14 protein-coding genes are annotated in these 15,105 nt (G+C 68.4%); 7 read left to right on the top strand and 7 right to left on the bottom strand.

Annotated features, from left to right (window positions below; all coding sequences use genetic code 11):
• Window positions 1-34: 34 nt before the first annotated feature.
• The 4 genes from AB0L70_RS31035 to AB0L70_RS31020 are packed head-to-tail and all read left to right on the top strand — an operon-like array spanning window position 35 to window position 3,270.
• The gene (locus AB0L70_RS31035; RefSeq protein ID WP_363690315.1) at window positions 35-847 is read left to right on the top strand and encodes a DUF364 domain-containing protein; all 813 of its coding nucleotides are present in this window, start codon (window positions 35-37) and stop codon (window positions 845-847) included.
• Window positions 844-2,073: an MFS transporter gene (locus AB0L70_RS31030; protein ID WP_363690314.1), complete on the top strand. Its 1,230-nt coding sequence runs from the start codon at window positions 844-846 to the stop codon at window positions 2,071-2,073. Before AB0L70_RS31035 ends, AB0L70_RS31030 begins: the two co-directional genes overlap by 4 nt.
• A 43-nt stretch (window positions 2,074-2,116) precedes the next feature.
• Window positions 2,117-2,800, top strand: a complete 684-nt coding sequence (locus tag AB0L70_RS31025; protein ID WP_363690313.1) for a DUF1707 domain-containing protein — start codon at window positions 2,117-2,119, stop codon at window positions 2,798-2,800.
• A gap of 5 nt (window positions 2,801-2,805) precedes the next feature.
• A complete protein-coding gene (locus AB0L70_RS31020) occupies window positions 2,806-3,270 on the top strand; it encodes a hypothetical protein (protein WP_363690312.1) in 465 nt (154 codons plus the stop codon).
• Here the strand turns inward: AB0L70_RS31020 and AB0L70_RS31015 are convergent.
• Entirely contained in the window at window positions 3,254-4,804 is a 1,551-nt protein-coding gene (locus AB0L70_RS31015; protein ID WP_363690331.1) for a phospholipid carrier-dependent glycosyltransferase, read from the bottom strand. The two genes, AB0L70_RS31020 and AB0L70_RS31015, sit on opposite strands and share 17 nt — an antisense overlap.
• Before the next feature lie 196 nt (window positions 4,805-5,000).
• Here AB0L70_RS31015 and rsmI point away from each other — a divergent pair, with 196 nt between their 5' ends.
• On the top strand, window positions 5,001-5,843 hold the full coding sequence (rsmI, locus tag AB0L70_RS31010; protein WP_363690311.1) for a 16S rRNA (cytidine(1402)-2'-O)-methyltransferase: 843 nt from the start codon (window positions 5,001-5,003) through the stop codon (window positions 5,841-5,843).
• A 28-nt stretch (window positions 5,844-5,871) separates the two neighbouring features.
• Entirely contained in the window at window positions 5,872-7,437 is a 1,566-nt protein-coding gene (gene metG, locus AB0L70_RS31005) for a methionine--tRNA ligase (protein ID WP_363690310.1), read from the top strand.
• Here metG and AB0L70_RS31000 read toward each other — a convergent pair.
• Window positions 7,434-8,675, bottom strand: coding sequence for a helix-turn-helix transcriptional regulator (locus tag AB0L70_RS31000; RefSeq protein WP_363690309.1), 1,242 nt, complete (start codon window positions 8,673-8,675; stop codon window positions 7,434-7,436). The genes metG and AB0L70_RS31000 overlap by 4 nt on opposite strands.
• Window positions 8,676-8,815: 140 nt before the next feature.
• Between AB0L70_RS31000 and AB0L70_RS30995 the strand changes: the two genes are divergently transcribed.
• Window positions 8,816-9,727, top strand: a complete 912-nt coding sequence (locus AB0L70_RS30995) for an NADP-dependent oxidoreductase (protein WP_363690308.1) — start codon at window positions 8,816-8,818, stop codon at window positions 9,725-9,727.
• A 111-nt stretch (window positions 9,728-9,838) separates the two neighbouring features.
• Here the strand turns inward: AB0L70_RS30995 and AB0L70_RS30990 are convergent, their stop codons facing one another.
• Genes AB0L70_RS30990 through AB0L70_RS30970 form a run of 5 tightly spaced genes read right to left on the bottom strand, consistent with a single transcriptional unit; the run spans window position 9,839 to window position 15,073 of the window.
• The gene (locus AB0L70_RS30990) at window positions 9,839-10,750 is read right to left on the bottom strand and encodes a phytanoyl-CoA dioxygenase family protein (RefSeq protein ID WP_363690307.1); all 912 of its coding nucleotides are present in this window, start codon (window positions 10,748-10,750) and stop codon (window positions 9,839-9,841) included.
• Window positions 10,747-12,030, bottom strand: a complete 1,284-nt coding sequence (locus AB0L70_RS30985; protein WP_363690306.1) for a sugar ABC transporter substrate-binding protein — start codon at window positions 12,028-12,030, stop codon at window positions 10,747-10,749. The genes AB0L70_RS30990 and AB0L70_RS30985 overlap by 4 nt, the downstream gene beginning before the upstream one ends.
• Window positions 12,031-12,043: 13 nt before the next feature.
• Window positions 12,044-12,853 (bottom strand): carbohydrate ABC transporter permease, encoded by an 810-nt coding sequence (locus AB0L70_RS30980; RefSeq protein ID WP_363690305.1) that lies wholly within the window; start codon window positions 12,851-12,853, stop codon window positions 12,044-12,046.
• On the bottom strand, window positions 12,850-13,764 hold the full coding sequence (locus AB0L70_RS30975; protein WP_363690304.1) for a sugar ABC transporter permease: 915 nt from the start codon (window positions 13,762-13,764) through the stop codon (window positions 12,850-12,852). The genes AB0L70_RS30980 and AB0L70_RS30975 overlap by 4 nt, the downstream gene beginning before the upstream one ends.
• Window positions 13,757-15,073, bottom strand: coding sequence for a glycoside hydrolase family 36 protein (locus AB0L70_RS30970; RefSeq protein ID WP_363690303.1), 1,317 nt, complete (start codon window positions 15,071-15,073; stop codon window positions 13,757-13,759). Before AB0L70_RS30970 ends, AB0L70_RS30975 begins: the two co-directional genes overlap by 8 nt.
• Window positions 15,074-15,105: the final 32 nt, after the last annotated feature.

The following is a 15,105-nucleotide window of genomic DNA, read 5'->3' as shown; positions in this document are numbered from 1 at the left end:
CACCTGTGACCCCGAAAGGTTTGGTTGATCTGCCATGACCGCTTCCGTGGCTGCTCTCACCGCGTCTGTCCTCGCCGGAGAGCTCGGGCCCGCGCCGTCCGAGCTGGATGTCACCAGCGCCTTCTGGCTTCACCACACCACCCGGCTTCCCGGCGCGGAGGTCACCTACCGCAACTACTACGTGCTGCTCCGGGTCGGCGAGGTCTTCGGCGCTTGTTCGTTCGAGGCCGGCGAACTGGACCCGTCGTACTGCGCGGACGCGTCCGGCCGATCGCTCGCCGACGTGATCGCGGACAGCCCACTCCCGGTCCAGATCGCCGCCCTGGATGCGTATCTGGCCTCCGTCGAACCACACCACCTGGCACCCGAAGCAGAGGAGATCATCCTCCCGGCCGGTACGCCGGACGTCCGTGCGCGAGCCCGCGACGCAGCAGTCGCCGGCCTTCTCGATGTTGCTGAGGGCACCAAAGTCGCCTTGATCGGAGTGGTGAACCCACTGGTCGACGCGATCACCGCCCGCGGCGGGCTCTGCCTGCCCTGTGATTTCAACCTCCGCGAGACCGCCTCCGGACTCCCGGTTTCCCGCGACATGACGCAGGTAATCGACGATGCCGACGCCGTCGTAGCGACTGGAATGACGTTGTCCAACGGAAGTTTCGACGTACTTCTGGAGCGTTGCCGTCAGCAACAAAAGCCGCTGGCCCTCTATGCTCAGACCGGAAGCGCCGTCGCCCGGGCCTTCCTGGGGTCCGGTGTCACCGCCCTGTCCGCCGAGCCCTTCCCCTTCTCCCAGTTCAGCGCTCGCCCGACGAGTCTGTACCGCTATCGCGACAGGACGGATACATGAGCACGTCGCCAAATCCCGTGGTCGTCTCGGCTCCGGTCGAGGTGCCGGGGGATTGGCGAATGGTGAAGCGGTTGTGGCCGTTCCTGCTGGCGTCGACGGTGAGCCTGATCCCGTTCACGGTGTTCGGCATGTACCTGGTCCCGATCGCGGCCGCCGCGGACGGGACGGTCGCGGAGATCGGTGGCCTGCGCGGGCTCGGTGGATTGGCGGCGCTCATCGTCGGCTTCGCGCTGGCGCCATTGATCGACCGGATGGCGCGAGAGCTGGTAGCTGCGGGAGGCCTTGCGCTGCTGGGGATCTCCGCCGTATTGGGGGCTGTGGGCAACGTATTCGCTTTGGCGGCGTTCTGCCTGTTGATCGGGGCGTCCACCTCGATCCTGGCTCCGAGCATCGGGGCCGCGGCGGCAGATCGGTTCAGCTCACCGGCAGCCGCGGGACGGGCCGCGACCCTGGTGTCCGCGACGACCTCGGCGATGGCAATGCTCGCCGCACCGGTCCTCGCCGGACCCGGACTGATCTGGGGCTGGCGAGGGAATCTGCTCGCTGCCGCCGCGATCGCACTCACCTTGTCGGCGGCCTTCTTCATCCGCGGCCGCGGCCGAAAGGCGTCCCTCAAGGCGGACAAGAGGATGAGCTACCTGACGACGTACCGCGAACTCGCCCGCGTCCCCGGCGCCCTCCCGCTTCTCGCGGTCGCGATGCTCCGGACCGCCGCGTTCATGGGCTACCTCGCCTATCTGGCCGCCTTCTACGACGAGAAGTTCGACCTGGCACCTGGATGGTTCGCGCTCGTCTGGTCCCTGAGCGGCGCCTCGTTCTTCCTCGGCAACCTGCTGGCCGGCCGCTACATCGCCCTCGAACGCCCCTGGATCAGCCCCGAGAAGATCCTGCTCGTCGGCCTGACCCTGGCCCTCATCGGCGTCGCCGCCTTCTACTCCTCGCCGACTCTCCCGCTCACCCTGCTCCTCACCGCGCTCATGGGCGCCAGCCACGCAACCGTCGCCGCCTGCGTCACAACCCTGCTGGTACGGCGAAGTGGGGACCTGCGCGGCTCCGCCCTCAGTGTCAACGCGGCCGGCATGAGCCTCGGCACCTTCCTCGGCGCGGCTCTCGGCGGTCTCGGCCTGGGCCTCGGCGGCTATCCCGGCACCGCCTGCACCTTCGCCGCGATCACTGTGCTCGCCATCCTGCTCGCCCTCCGCGTACGGCGGCCGCCAGCCCGGTAATGAGGGTCCTCACCGAGCCCGCTTCGATATATCGTTCGGTCTTATGGAGAACCTGCCCGACCGCCCTCATCCGCACGCGCACCTGCGAGCGTCCGACACCGATCGCGACCAGGTCGTCGACGTACTGCGTGATGCCCTGATGTCGGGGCGGTTGTCGCAGGACGAGCACTCCGAGCGACTCGAGCAAACGCTGCAGGCGCGGACCCTGGGCGAGCTCGAGCCGATCACCCGCGACCTCCTCGTCCCGGGGCAACCGGCGCCACTGGCGGCCGCAGTGCCGGTGCCGAGTACGTCGAACAGCCCGGTCCCGATCGAGGAACCGGCGAACCCGGCCGAGAGCTTCGACACCATGGTCGCGATCTTCGGCGGTGGCGAGCGGACGGGTCGCTGGCGGGTCAAACGGCGTACGAACGCCTTCGCGGTGTTCGGCGGGCACGACCTGGACATGACCGACGCGGTGTTCGAGGGCCGTGAGGTGACGGTCTGGGCATTCGCCGTGTTCGGCGGGATCGACATCACCGTGCCCGAAGGTGTGACGGTTCGCAACGAGGGCGTCGGCATCTTCGGTGGCTTCGGCGCCCGCGGCAGCGACAACCCCGACCCGAACGCGCCGGTCGTCGTGGTCAAGGGCCTCGCACTCTTCGGCGGGGTCGGCGGTCAGTCGTCGGCCAAGCGCCACGGCAAGAAGAACAAGGGCAAGGGCCACCACCAGCTCGGCGGCCACTGATCGCCATGACCAGCCGGCCGTTCGTCCCAGCTGACTTTGTCGTGCCGACCGAGCTGATCACGCCGCGGTTCCGGCTGGAGCCGCTCGGCCCGGAGCACAACGACGCCGACTACGCCGCGTGGACCACGAGCATCGACCACATTCGCGCGACCCCGGGCTTCGGGGGTAGTTGGCCGCCGGTCGACGGTATGAGCCTGGACGCGAACCTCGGTGACCTGCAGCGTCACGCGGACGATTTCGCCCAGCGCCGGGGATTCACCTACACAGTGCTCGAGGCGGACAGCGGCGACGTGATCGGCTGCCTGTACATCTATCCGTCCCGCAAGGACGAGAACGTCACCGACGTCCGCTCCTGGGTCCGCGCCGACCGGGCCGACCTGGACGTGGTTCTCTACGAGGCCGTCAGCACCTGGCTGGCCACGCTCTGGCCGTTCGAAACGGTCGACTACGCGGCTAGATCCACGACTTGAACCACATCCGGTTCAGCCAGTCCGGATGCGGCAATACCTTGTCGGTCAGGATCGGCCAGATGTAGGCGAAGTTCAGCACGACCAGTACGACGAAGGCGCCGACGACCGCGCTGCCGATGAGTCTTCGCGACGTCACCGCACCGAGTGCGGTCCGGGCCGGCCCGAGGATCTTGCCGAGGACGAGGGCCAGCGCCATCACCGTGAACGGGATCATCGTCACGGCGTAGAAGAAGAAGATCGGTCTGTCGTCGAACGCGAACCACGGCACCCAGCAGGTGACGTAGCCGACGATCGGGACGCCGTACCTCCAGTCGCGGGACCCGATCCAGAACACCAGCGCCGCGAGCAGCGCGAGGGCGCCGGCCCACCACAGCGCCGGCGTGCCGAGGGCGGAGATCACCGACAGGCAGTTGGTCCCGGCCGGCGGGTTGCAGCCCGGCGTACCGGCCTTGATGTCGTTGACCGCGTCGAACCCGATCGGGCGGGCGATGATCGGCCAGCCGGCCGGGTTCGACTGGTACGGGTGGGTGGCGTGCTTGATGTAGTCGCCGGTGTGGAACGCCAGGACTTCGTGGTGATAGTGGATCAGCGACCGGAAGTCGTCCGGGACGACCTTCATCACGCCATGGGCCGGGTTCTTGGACGCGTAGTCGTGGTCGTAGGCGTTGTCGTGCAGCAGCCACCCGGTCCACGTCGCCAGGTAGGTGACGAGCGCGACCAGCACGATGCTGACGAACGCCGGGATCCCGTCGACGAGCACAGACTTCAGGAACGCGAGTCGTACGCCGAGAGCGCGCCGGGAACCGTAGTCCCAGGCGAACGCGAGGATGCCGAACCCGGCCAGCACCCAGATCGCGGACCACTTGGTCCCGCAGGCGAGGCCGAAGCAGATACCGGCCAGGATCCGCCACGGCCGGATCAACAGCCAACGGCCGACCCTACGGCGTTCACCGTCCGGCACCGCGGTATCGAGGGAGTCCGCGTGCCGTCGCCGGGTCCAGTCCCGGTCGGCGATCAGGCACGAGACCGCGGCCACGATCCAGAACGCCAGGAAGATGTCCAGCAGCGCGACCCGGGACATCACGAACGACAGGCCGTCGACAGCGAGCAGCAGGCCTGCGATCGCGCCGATCAGGGTCGACCGGGTCATCCGCCGTACGGTCCGGATCACCAGCAGGACGGTCAGGGTGCCGAACAGGGCCGGCATGAACCGCCAGCCGAACGGCGTCATCCCGAACAGCTGCTCCCCGGCGGCGATCATCCACTTGCCGACCTCGGGGTGCACGGTCAGGCTCGGGGTGTCCTTGAAGACGTCCAGGTTGCCGGCCAGGATCGCCTTGTCCGCGGCCCCTTCGGGCTGGTCGATGAACTGCCGCGCGTACCCGAACTTGAGCAGGCTGTACGCGTCCTTGGCGTAGTACGTCTCGTCGAAGACGAACTTCACCGGGTTCTCGAGGTTCCAGAACCGCAGGATGCCGGCCATCACGGTGATCGCCAGGGTCGCGATCCAGCCACCGTCGAAGTCCCGCGGCATGGCCGGGTACAGCCGGTCCTTCAGCGGCGGCAGCCGTCTCCCGAGCACGTCCCGCCCCAGCGTCTCCTGACCCTCGGAGGCGTCATCTTGCCGGGCGGCCCCGTCCTCGATCACAGCAGTCACGCCCGCCATCGTACGGACGCCCTGGTACCACCGCCTCCCCCCGTCTGTCGCAGGGGGCTGGGATGATGGCCGGGTGACCGGGCGATTGGTGTTGGCAGGGACTCCTATTGGGGACGTTTCGGACGCTTCGGCGCGGTTGGGGCGGGTGCTGGCGGCGGCCGAGGTTATTGCCGCGGAGGACACCCGGCGGTTGCGGCGACTGACGTCCGAGCTGGGGATCTCGCTGGCCGGGCGGGTCGTGAGCTACTTCGAGGGGAACGAGCGGGAGCGGACGCCTGAGCTGCTCAAGGCGCTGACCGACGGGCTGACCGTGGTCGTGGTGACGGACGCCGGGATGCCGAGCGTCTCGGATCCCGGGTACCGGCTGGTCGCGGCCGCGATCGAGGCCGGGGTCGACATCACCTCGGTCCCGGGCCCGTCCGCGGTCCTGACAGCGCTCGCGCTCTCCGGCCTCCCGGTGGACCGGTTCACCTTCGAGGGGTTCCTGCCGCGGAAGCCCGGCGAGCGGTCGCGGCGGCTGGGCGAGCTGGCCGAGGAGCCCCGGACGATGGTGTTCTTCGAGGCGCCGCACCGCCTGACGCAGTCGCTCGAGGCGATGGCGGAGGCCTTCGGCGCGGACCGGCGTACGGCGGTCTGCCGTGAGCTCACCAAGACGTACGAAGAGGTCAAGCGCGGCCCGCTCGACGAACTCGTGACCTGGTCGAAGGACGGCGTACGGGGTGAAATCACCGTCGTCGTCGCCGGTGCGGACCCGAACCGGGTGATGACGCCGGAACAGCTCGCCGCAGAGGTCGCGACCGACGAAGAGGCGGGTACGCCGCGCAAGCAGGCCATCTCCGACGTCGCGAAGCGGTACAACGTGCCGAAACGGACCGTGTACGACGCCGTACTGGCCGCCCGAGACCCCGGTAAATAGCACTGGCCTTCGGCACTACGCTTGAGTCATGTCCGAGAAGGCCTATTACGTCACCACCCCGATCTACTACGTCACGGCTCCGCCGCACATCGGCAGCGCCTACACGACGGTGGCCGGGGACGTCCTGACCCGTTGGCACGCCCAGCGCGGCGAGCGCAAGTGGTACCTGACCGGTACCGACGAGCATGGCGAGAAGGTGATGCGCAGCGCCGAGGCGCAGGGCATGTCGCCGCAGGCCTGGACGGACAAGCTGGTCGAGGAGTCCTGGAAGCCGGCCTGGGTCGACGTCGACATCGCGTACGACGACTTCATCCGGACCACCGAGCAGCGCCACACCGAGCGGGTCCGCGAGTTCTGGCAGACGCTGTACGACAAGGGCGACGTCTACCAGGGCGAGTACGAGGGCCTGTACTGCGTGGGTTGCGAGGAGTTCAAGCTCCCCGCGGACATCCGGACCGACGAGGACGGCACCCAGCGCTGCATGATCCACGGCACCGAGCTGGAGACGGTCTCGGAGACCAACTACTTCTTCCGGCTCTCGGCGTACGGCGATCGGCTGCTCGAGCTGTACGAGTCGCAGCCTGATTTCGTGGCGCCGGCCAGCGCGCGCAACGAGGTGATCGCGTTCGTCAAGCAGGGCCTGCAGGACCTGTCGATCACCCGCTCGACCTTCGACTGGGGCATCCCGGTGCCGTGGGACGAGGACCACGTTCTGTACGTCTGGATCGACGCGCTGCTGAACTACGTGACGGCCGCGGGCTACGGCACCGACCCGAAGCGGTTCGAAGAGCTCTGGCCGGTCGACGTGCACCTGGTCGGCAAGGACATCCTCCGGTTCCACGCGGTGATCTGGCCGGCCATGCTGATGGCTGCGGAGGTCGCCGTACCGCGCCAGGTGTTTGCGCACGGGTGGCTGCTGGTCGGTGGCGAGAAGATGAGCAAGTCGAAGCTGACCGCGATCGCGCCGCACGAGATCACCGACCACTTCGGCTCGGACGCGTTCCGGTACTACTTCCTGCGCACGATCCAGTTCGGTTCGGACGGCTCGTTCTCGTGGGAGCACCTGAGCGCGGTCTACACCTCGGAGCTCGCCAACGGCCTGGGCAACCTGGCCAGCCGGATCGCGGCGATGGTCGGCAAGTACTTCGACGGCGCGCTGCCCGAGGCCACCGACCATGGCCCGGCCGAGCAGGCGCTGGCCGACAAGCTCGCGCAGACCGTCGCGACCGCGGACAAGGCGATCAACACCTTGGCCTTCCAGGATGCCCTGGCCGCGATCAACGAGCTGGTCGGCGCGGTCAACGGCTACGTCACCGAGCAGGAGCCGTGGAAGGTCGCGAAGGACGAGTCCCAGCGGGACCGCCTCGCCACCATCCTCTACTCGGCCGCCGAGGTCCTCCGGGCGGTCGCCGTACTGCACAACCCGACGATGCCGAAGACCTCCGCCAAGCTGTGGGAGCTCCTCGGCGCCGAGGCCAAGCTCGGATCGCTACAGGACCAGCGGGTCCAGGACGCCGGCACCTGGGGCCAGCTCCCAGCCGGCTCGGTCCTGACCAAGGGCGACCCGCTGTTCCCCAGGCTGGAAGAGGCCTAAACCGCGGCCGTCGCGTGGTAGAGCGCGGCGGCCTGGGTTCGGCTGGTGACGGCCAACTTGGTGAGGATGTTGGCGACGTGGAACTTCACCGTTGATTCGCTGATGTGCAGGTCGTCGGCGATCGAGCGGTTGCGATGCCCCTGGGCGATGCGCTCGAGCACCTCGAGTTCGCGGGTGCCGAGCGTGCCCAGGGGATCCGAGGTGGTCATCGCCGGCATCGTCTCGTGGGCGTGCAGGGTGATCCGGGCGGTCAGACCCCAGCCCGGTACGGCGTCCAGATCCAGGTCGTCCTCATGCAGCCGGAGGCGCTCGGCCAGTTGACCTAGGTCGAGCACGTCCTCGAGCCGGCCTGGGCCGTCGTCGCGGACGGTCGCCTGAAGGTCTGTCCCGGTCCACCTCCAGCCGACCCGGATCCGCCGTACGCGGTCCTGGGTGAGCATCGCGAGGACGACCGAGCGGACGGCGACGCGGGCCCGGTGGGCGACACCGGCCGGCATCAGCCGGTCGTTGCCGGGGGCATCGAGCTCGAGGTCGACCGGGCCGTGCCGGAGGAGAGCGCGGAGCGAGTCGGCCAGCCGGTCGAACGCCTTGCCGGCCGGTTCCTCGCCGTTCGGCACCCGGTCCCGCTGGGCGTCGGTGCGGAGGTCGGCCAGTCCGTTCAGCGCGAGCTCCACCGTCATCGAACGTGCCGCGCTGTCGTCGATCCGCTGGTTCCGGAGTACGCCGAGAAGCGTCGCGAGCGTGGCTGCGTGAGCCTCACCCAGCTCGGCCGCCACGTCGGCGCGTGCCTCGGCCACTGCCCGGTTCTGGGCCAGGGCGCCGGGTTCACGTTCGAGGGTGAGCTGGTACATGTGCGCGGTGAGCAGGTCCCACAGGGCCTGGAGGGTGGTGGCGTCGACGGGCGTCTCGTCGTACCGGATGAAGACAACCACCGATCCGCGTGGAGCCTGGTCGCTGGCGACGGCCAGGACGGGGTGGGTCGAGCCGGCGATCTCTATCACGCCCTGCCACGGGTGACCGGCGGTGACGGTGCCGAGCAGGGCGGCCAGGTCGGCACCGGTGATCGCCCCGGCCAGGGCAGGTTCGCCGTGGGTGGTGACAGGGGTGGACGCGCACAACGAGGCGAGCTGCGCGATCGCACGATGCGGGACCAGGCCGGCGGTCGCGGCTGACAGCCGGACCAGCAGGTCCTCGGTCGGCCCGTTGATGATCTGCGCCGCAGCCCCCAGCACGTCCATGAGACCAGCCTACGTCGGTTGATGCGTCCACCCGAGCCCGTCTTTCGGAGGGCGAACAACCGTTCGTTCGGCTAGTTGGGAATGCGGAGCGGCGCGGGATGATTTATTTGAAGCATCAACCAATTGATGGAGGCAGAGATATGCAAGCGGTCGTATTCGAGGAGTTCGGCGGTCCCGAGGTGCTGGTGACCCGGGAGGTGGCCGAGCCGCACGCCGGGCCGGGGCAGACCCGGATCCGCGTCCACGCGGCTGGAGTGAACCCGCTCGACTTCAAGGTTCGCCGTGGCTGGACCAAGGGGTTCATCGACGTGACCTTCCCGGCGACGCCCGGGCTTGAGGTCGCCGGTGTGGTGGACGAGGTCGGCGAGGGGTCGGCGTTCGCCGTCGGTGACGAGGTGGTCGGCTGGTCCGAGACCGGTGCGTACGCCGAGTACGCGCTTGTCGGCAATGTCGCCCGCAAGCCGGCCGGGCTGAGCTGGCAGGAGGCGGTCGGGCTGCCGGTCGCGGGGGAGACTGCCCAGCGCGTGCTCGACGACCTGCAGGTCAAGGACGGCGAGACCCTGCTTGTGCACGGCGCGGCCGGAGCGGTCGGTTCGATCGCGGTCCAGCTCGCCAAGTCGGCCGGTCTCACGGTCATCGGTACGGCGTCGCCCGCCAACCACGAGTTCCTCCGCTCGCTGGGTGTGACCCCGGTCGAGTACGGCGACGGCCTGGTCGACCGGGTCCGCGCGGTGGCACCGCAGGGCATCGACGCGGTGTACGACACCGCCGGTCAGGGCGGCCTGAAGGAGTCGATCGAGCTCCGCGGCGGCACCGACCGCATCATCACGATCGCCGACTTCGGCGCCGCGGAGCTGGGGGTCACGGCGTCGATGGGTGCCACCGCAACTGCGGAGGAGATCGCCGCCGGTCTGACCACCCAGCTGGAGGCCGCCGCGGCCGGACAGCTCCAGGTCCGGATCGCCGAGACCTTCGCCCTCGCCGACGCGGCCAAGGCCCAGGAGCTCAGCGAATCCGGTCACGCCAAGGGCAAGGTCGTCGTTGTCCCGTAGCCGCCCGGACATCCACCACTCACCAACCTGGGCGGATCGCGTCCGGGAGCGCGTGCCCAGGCGCGGCCTCGGTCGCCAGCCCCGGGTTAGTGAGTGCTGGCGGTCCGCAATCTAGGCGTAGGCGAATCGCGAGGGTGGCGTTGGTACGTCGTCCACTCGCGGGTCCCAGCGGTCGACGAAGTTCACCCCGGCTGGGATCTCGACGCAGGCTGTCGAGGTCCAGCCGCGGGTGAGGGTCGGGAAGTCCGGCACCTCCGGGTGATAGTGCGGCTTGCCGGTGCCGAGGAGGTCGCGGGCCATCGGCGCACTCAACGCCTGATACCGGAAGTCGGCCGACAACCGCAGCTGCTTCGTCCGATTCGGCATCGCGCCGTGCACGGTGAGGCTGCCGAACAGCAACACATCACCCGGTTGGTACGACGTGGTCCGCCACTCCGGGTGGTTCTCGTCGGCCTCCGCCCGCATCATGCCTGGCCCATCGGACGCCTTCACCGGAAGTACGCCGAGCCGCGGTGACCCGGCGAACACCCGGAGCCCGCCGATCTCCGGCGGTGCCTCACTCAGCGGGATCCAGCTCGTCAGCGTGTCCACACACCCCTGGATGAACCGGTAGTCCTGATGAATCGGGGTCGGGTTGGCCCCGGGCGACGGCGGCGCGATCCGGCAGATGTGCGCCGGATGCGCGAACGACTCCTCACCCAGCAGCCGGCCCGTCACCCCGAGCAGCTCGGGCCGCACCGCCAGCTGATGAAACGCCTCCGTGCTCTGAATCGCCGTGTACGCCCCGAAGAACCCGGGCGACCCCTCCTCAACCGCCCGATCAGAGGCCACCAGCTCCTCAGCAGCCGTCCCGGGCGCGAGCCAATTGCTGTCGTACAGAATCCGTGCGATCTGGTTGTGCACATCGCTGACGACATCCGACGGCAGCAACCCCCGGAAGAACAGATACCCGTCGTCGGCCAACCGCGCCCGGAGCGCCTCGGCATCGGTCAGCACGTGGGACGAATCCCTGAGATCCTTCACTTGTCGTTTCCGATCTTGTCCATGGCCCGCGCGATCGAGGCGACGTCGGTCTTGTCGAGGAACAGGTCGTTGGCGGCCTTGTTGATCTCGGTGCTCTTCGAGGTCCAGCCTTCCGCGATCGGCAGGTTGACCGTGCTTCCGGCCGCCGACTCCAGGAACGGCGTCACGTCGATGCCCTTCTTCTTCCAGAACGCCTCGTACCCGGCACCGGCGTCGGTCAGCGCCGGGATGATGTACCCCGCGTCGCCCATCAGCCGCTGTGCCTTCTCCGTGCCGAGGTAGGCGACCAGCTTGCCGGCCTCGTCCGGGTGCTTGGTCTTCGCGAACATCGCCTCGGCGAGCCCGTTGATCACGACGGTACGTCCGGCCGGGCCGGCCGGCATCGCGGCGACCCCGATCGGGAACTTCACCTCCGGCAGCGCGAACGGGAGCAGCGCGTTGTTCGCCGGGAACATCGCGACCTCGCCCCGGTAGAACATCTCGGTCGCCTGTCCGGTCGGCGGGTTGGTCCGGGTGCCGTCCGGCGACACCTTCCACTTGAAGATCAGGTCGCGGGCGAACTGCAGTGCCTCCACCGACTTCTGGCCGGCGAAGTCGAAGGCGCCGTACGGCTTGTCCATCGCGTGGCCGCCGTTCGAGGCGATCCAGTTCAGCCACTGGGTCTGGTTGTGGTTCCACGAGCAGAAGCCCCACTGCTTGGTGCCGGCGGTCAGCTTGCGCGCGACCTCGAGGAAGCTGCCCGAACCGTCCGGCGCCCAGGTCAGCTCGGCCGGCATGGCCACGCCGGCCTTGGCGAACAGGTCCTTGTTGTACAGCAATCCGACGATGCCCATGTCCTTCGGCATCCCCAGTTGCTTGTCCTCGAACTTGTACGACTGCACGACGTTCGGGTTGTACGCGTCGAGCTTCAGGCCGGCCTTCGAGATCAGGTCGTCCAGCGGCGCGAGCACGCCCTTGCCGGCGAAGTCCGGGAAGTAGTCGACGGTCAGCCAGAACACGTCCGGAGCCTTACCACTCGCGAGCTCGGTGGTCAGCTTGGTCCAGTACTGGTCCCAGGGCAGGACCTCCATCCGGACGGTGATGTCCGGGTTCTGCTTGGTGAATTCGGCGAAGACCGCCTTGTAGCCGACCTCCTGCTGCTCGTCCCACAGCCGGTAGACGAGCTCGACCTTGCCACCACCACTGCCACCACTCGAGCCGCCGTCGTTCGACGAGCCGCAGCCGGCCAGTGCGAGGACGCTGCCGGCGCCGATCAGGAATGTCCTTCTGGACAAAGACATGAGAGCCTCCGAACTACTTGAGCCCGGTAACAGCGACCGAGCGGACGATGAAGCGCTGGAACACGACGAACAGCACCAGCAGGGGGACCAGCGCGATCAGGCTGCCGGCCATCACGGCGTTGTAGTCGACGCCGATCTCGCTCTTGAACAAGGCGATGCCGACCGAGAGCAGCCGCTTGTCCTCGCTGCTGGTGATGATCAGCGGCCAGAGGAAGCTGTTCCAGTTGGCGACCACCGCGAGGGTGGTGACCGTGACGAGGACCGGTTTCGACAACGGCAGCACGATCGACAGCAGCGTGCGGACCCGCCCGGCGCCGTCGATCCGGGCCGCGTCCTCGAGATCGGCCGGGATGCCGCGGAAGAACTGCCGGAGCAGGAAGATCGCGTACGGCGTACCGAGCATCGTCGGCAGCATCAGTCCGGCCCAGGTGTCGACCAGGCCGAGCTTCTGCATCATCAGGTACAGCGGGATCATCGTGACCACCGGCGGCACCATCAGCGTGGACAGATAAACCCAGAACAGTGCGTCCCGGCCCGGGAACGTCAGCCGGGCGAACGCGTACGCCGCCAGCACCGCGAACACCACCTGGCCGATGGTGATCCCGGCCGTGACGAGCGCCGTGTTCACCAGATAGCCGCCGAACCCGGACGCGAACAGCCGGTCGAACGCGGAGACACTCGGCGGCAGCCCCGGCTCCCACGGCATCGTCTCCGACAGTTGCCCCGGGCCCTTGAACGCCGTGAGCACGGTCAGCAGATACGGGAAGATCGCGAACACACAGCCGGCCACGAGGACGGCGTACGGAAAGATGCGCGTTCTCATCCGGTCACCTCATAGGTCGTACGGCGTTCGAAGTAGACGAACTGGGAGATCGTCGCGACCAGCACCACCGCGAACAGCAGCACCGAGATCGTCGAGGCGTACCCGAAGTCGAACTTGCGGAACGCCTCGTCGTAGATCAGGTACGTCGCCACCTCGGTGCTGTCACCGGGTCCGCCCTCGGTCATCACGAAGATCGTGTCGAAGGCCTGGAACGAGCCGATCACGTTGGTGATCAGCACGAACAGCATCGTCGGCCGCAGCAGCGGGAGCGTGATCGCGAAGAAGTGCTTCACCGCGGACGCGCCGTCCAGTGCCGATGCCTCCCGCAACGACTGCGGGATGTTCTGCAGACCGGCCAGGAAGAACAGCATGTTGTACCCGGCGAACTGCCAGATGTGGACCGCCGCGACACTCGGCATCGCCAGCACCGGCGACGACAGCCAGGCCGGTCCGTCGATACCGAACAGCCCGAGGAACTGGTTGAGCGCGCCGCGGCCGGGGTCGAAGATCCAGGTCCAGACCAGACCGAGCGCGACCGGCGTCGCCATCCACGGAATCACCAGCAGCGCGCGGAAGTACTTCATCCACCGCAGCTTGCGGTCGACCAGCAGGGCGAGCAGGAGCGAGAGGATCGTCGTACCCGGCACACAGACCAGGACGTAGTACAAGGTGACCAGCATCGAGTGCCAGACATCGGAGTCGCCGAACAGCTTGCGATAGTTGGCCAGCCCGATGAATTCCGGTGTCGACAGCAACTTCCAGTCGAACAGACTGAGCACGATCACGATCAGCACCGGCGCGAGCAGGAAGCCGAGGACCCCGACCAGACTCGGCGCCAGCAAGGCGTACGCCGTCAACGTCTGCCGCGCCTGTCCGATCCGGCGGGTACGGCGGGGTGCGGGCCTAAGCATCGGGATCCTTGAGGGGATGCGGCCGGGGTGAGCTCGGCGTCAGCAGTTCCCGGGTGCGGTCGAGTCCCCAGCGGTCCAGCTCGGCGATCGGATCGCTGGACATCCGCAGGCCGGGACCGCGTTCGATGTGGTCCGCCCACTGCTCCCGCTGCTGGACGTTGGGTCGGATGATCAGGCAGTCGGAGTCGTTCGCCCACCAGCGGCCGTGCAGGAACTCCCGCGCCACTGAGGTGGATCGCGCGCCGCGCTGACCTGGCTGGCTGATGTCGCCGGACGGCGGCTCGACCAGCGGGTCGGTGTCGGGGGAGATGCGCATGCAGTCGACCAGGCCCAGACTCGGCAGGATCGGTGCGCCGCAGCCGTGCAGGATCCGGTTGGGTCCGACCACGTCCCGCAGCAGCCGCATCCCGTGCCGGTAGGCGGCGATCCCGTCCACCTGTTCGTGCCGCCGGCCCTCGATCGCACCGGCGTACACGAAGTCCAGCTTGAAGTGGTCGTAGCCCTGCCGGCAGAGCTCGGTGAACACATCTTGCAGGTGGCGGGCGGCACCTGGATGCGTCACGTCGAGTACCAGTTGCTCCTGGCCCCAATTGGTGCCCGCGCTGATGCCCGGGACGAGCCAGTCGGGGTGCCGGCGGGCGGTCTCGCTGTTGCTCCCGACCAGGAACGGCGCCACCCAGATCCCGGCCCGGCGGCCGCTCGAGCGGATGTCGGCGGCCAGCCGGACGGTCGAGCCGAAGTCGTCGCGGGGAGTCAGCCAGTCGCCGATCTCCGCCTGGTAGCCCTCGTCGAGCAGGACGAGGTCGACACTCAGGTCGTGCTGGTCGAACTGCCGTACGTCGGTCATCACGTCCCGCTCGGTGACCTTGCCCCAGTACGCGTACCAGCTGCACCACGAGGGCCCGAAGACCCGGACGGCCGGCGTACCAGCGGCGAAGGCGTCGGCCCAGTCGGCCAATGCCTGGTTCGGGTTCGCCTGGGTGCTCGTGGTCACCGCGATCTCGCCGTCGGACGAGATCACCAGCCGGTCGTCGCGGATCTCGCAGCGGATCGACGGGACGACGTCGGGGGAGGTGACCGCGGCAACGACGACCTCTCCTCCGGTCGCGACCGCGAGCAGTCCCTCGCCCTGGAACCGGACGGCCGGTACGTCGGGGCGGTACGCCATCACGTGGTGGTTCGGCGCCGTCGGCCGGGGTGGGCTGGCGTCGAGCCGGTACCAGCCGCTGGGGCTCCACGACTGCCAGCCATGCTCGAACACGAGCGTGCTGGCGTCGTACTGGAGCTCGGCGACGGTGCTGAAACCCACGGGATCCTCGATTCGCTGGGGGTACAGGATCT

It is taken from the genome of Kribbella sp. NPDC051952 (assembly GCF_040680855.1).
Lineage (GTDB): Bacteria > Actinomycetota > Actinomycetes > Propionibacteriales > Kribbellaceae > Kribbella.
Note: the sequence above shows the minus strand (reverse complement) of the source record. Positions and strands in the feature narration are given on the sequence as shown.

Bases quoted from the DNA above. Each gene is read 5' to 3' on its own strand.
- AB0L70_RS31000 (WP_363690309.1), bottom strand. From the start codon at position 8,675: ATGGACGTGCTGGGGGCTGCGGCGCAGATCATCAACGGGCCGACCGAG.
- AB0L70_RS30995 (WP_363690308.1), top strand. From the start codon at position 8,816: ATGCAAGCGGTCGTATTCGAGGAGTTCGGCGGTCCCGAGGTGCTGGTG.
- metG (WP_363690310.1), top strand. From the start codon at position 5,872: ATGTCCGAGAAGGCCTATTACGTCACCACCCCGATCTACTACGTCACG.
- AB0L70_RS31020 (WP_363690312.1), top strand. From the start codon at position 2,806: ATGACCAGCCGGCCGTTCGTCCCAGCTGACTTTGTCGTGCCGACCGAG.
- AB0L70_RS31035 (WP_363690315.1), top strand. From the start codon at position 35: ATGACCGCTTCCGTGGCTGCTCTCACCGCGTCTGTCCTCGCCGGAGAG.
- AB0L70_RS31025 (WP_363690313.1), top strand. From the start codon at position 2,117: ATGGAGAACCTGCCCGACCGCCCTCATCCGCACGCGCACCTGCGAGCG.
- AB0L70_RS30985 (WP_363690306.1), bottom strand. From the start codon at position 12,030: ATGTCTTTGTCCAGAAGGACATTCCTGATCGGCGCCGGCAGCGTCCTC.
- AB0L70_RS30975 (WP_363690304.1), bottom strand. From the start codon at position 13,764: ATGCTTAGGCCCGCACCCCGCCGTACCCGCCGGATCGGACAGGCGCGG.
- AB0L70_RS31015 (WP_363690331.1), bottom strand. From the start codon at position 4,804: ATGCCGCGGGACTTCGACGGTGGCTGGATCGCGACCCTGGCGATCACC.
- AB0L70_RS30980 (WP_363690305.1), bottom strand. From the start codon at position 12,853: ATGAGAACGCGCATCTTTCCGTACGCCGTCCTCGTGGCCGGCTGTGTG.
- AB0L70_RS31030 (WP_363690314.1), top strand. From the start codon at position 844: ATGAGCACGTCGCCAAATCCCGTGGTCGTCTCGGCTCCGGTCGAGGTG.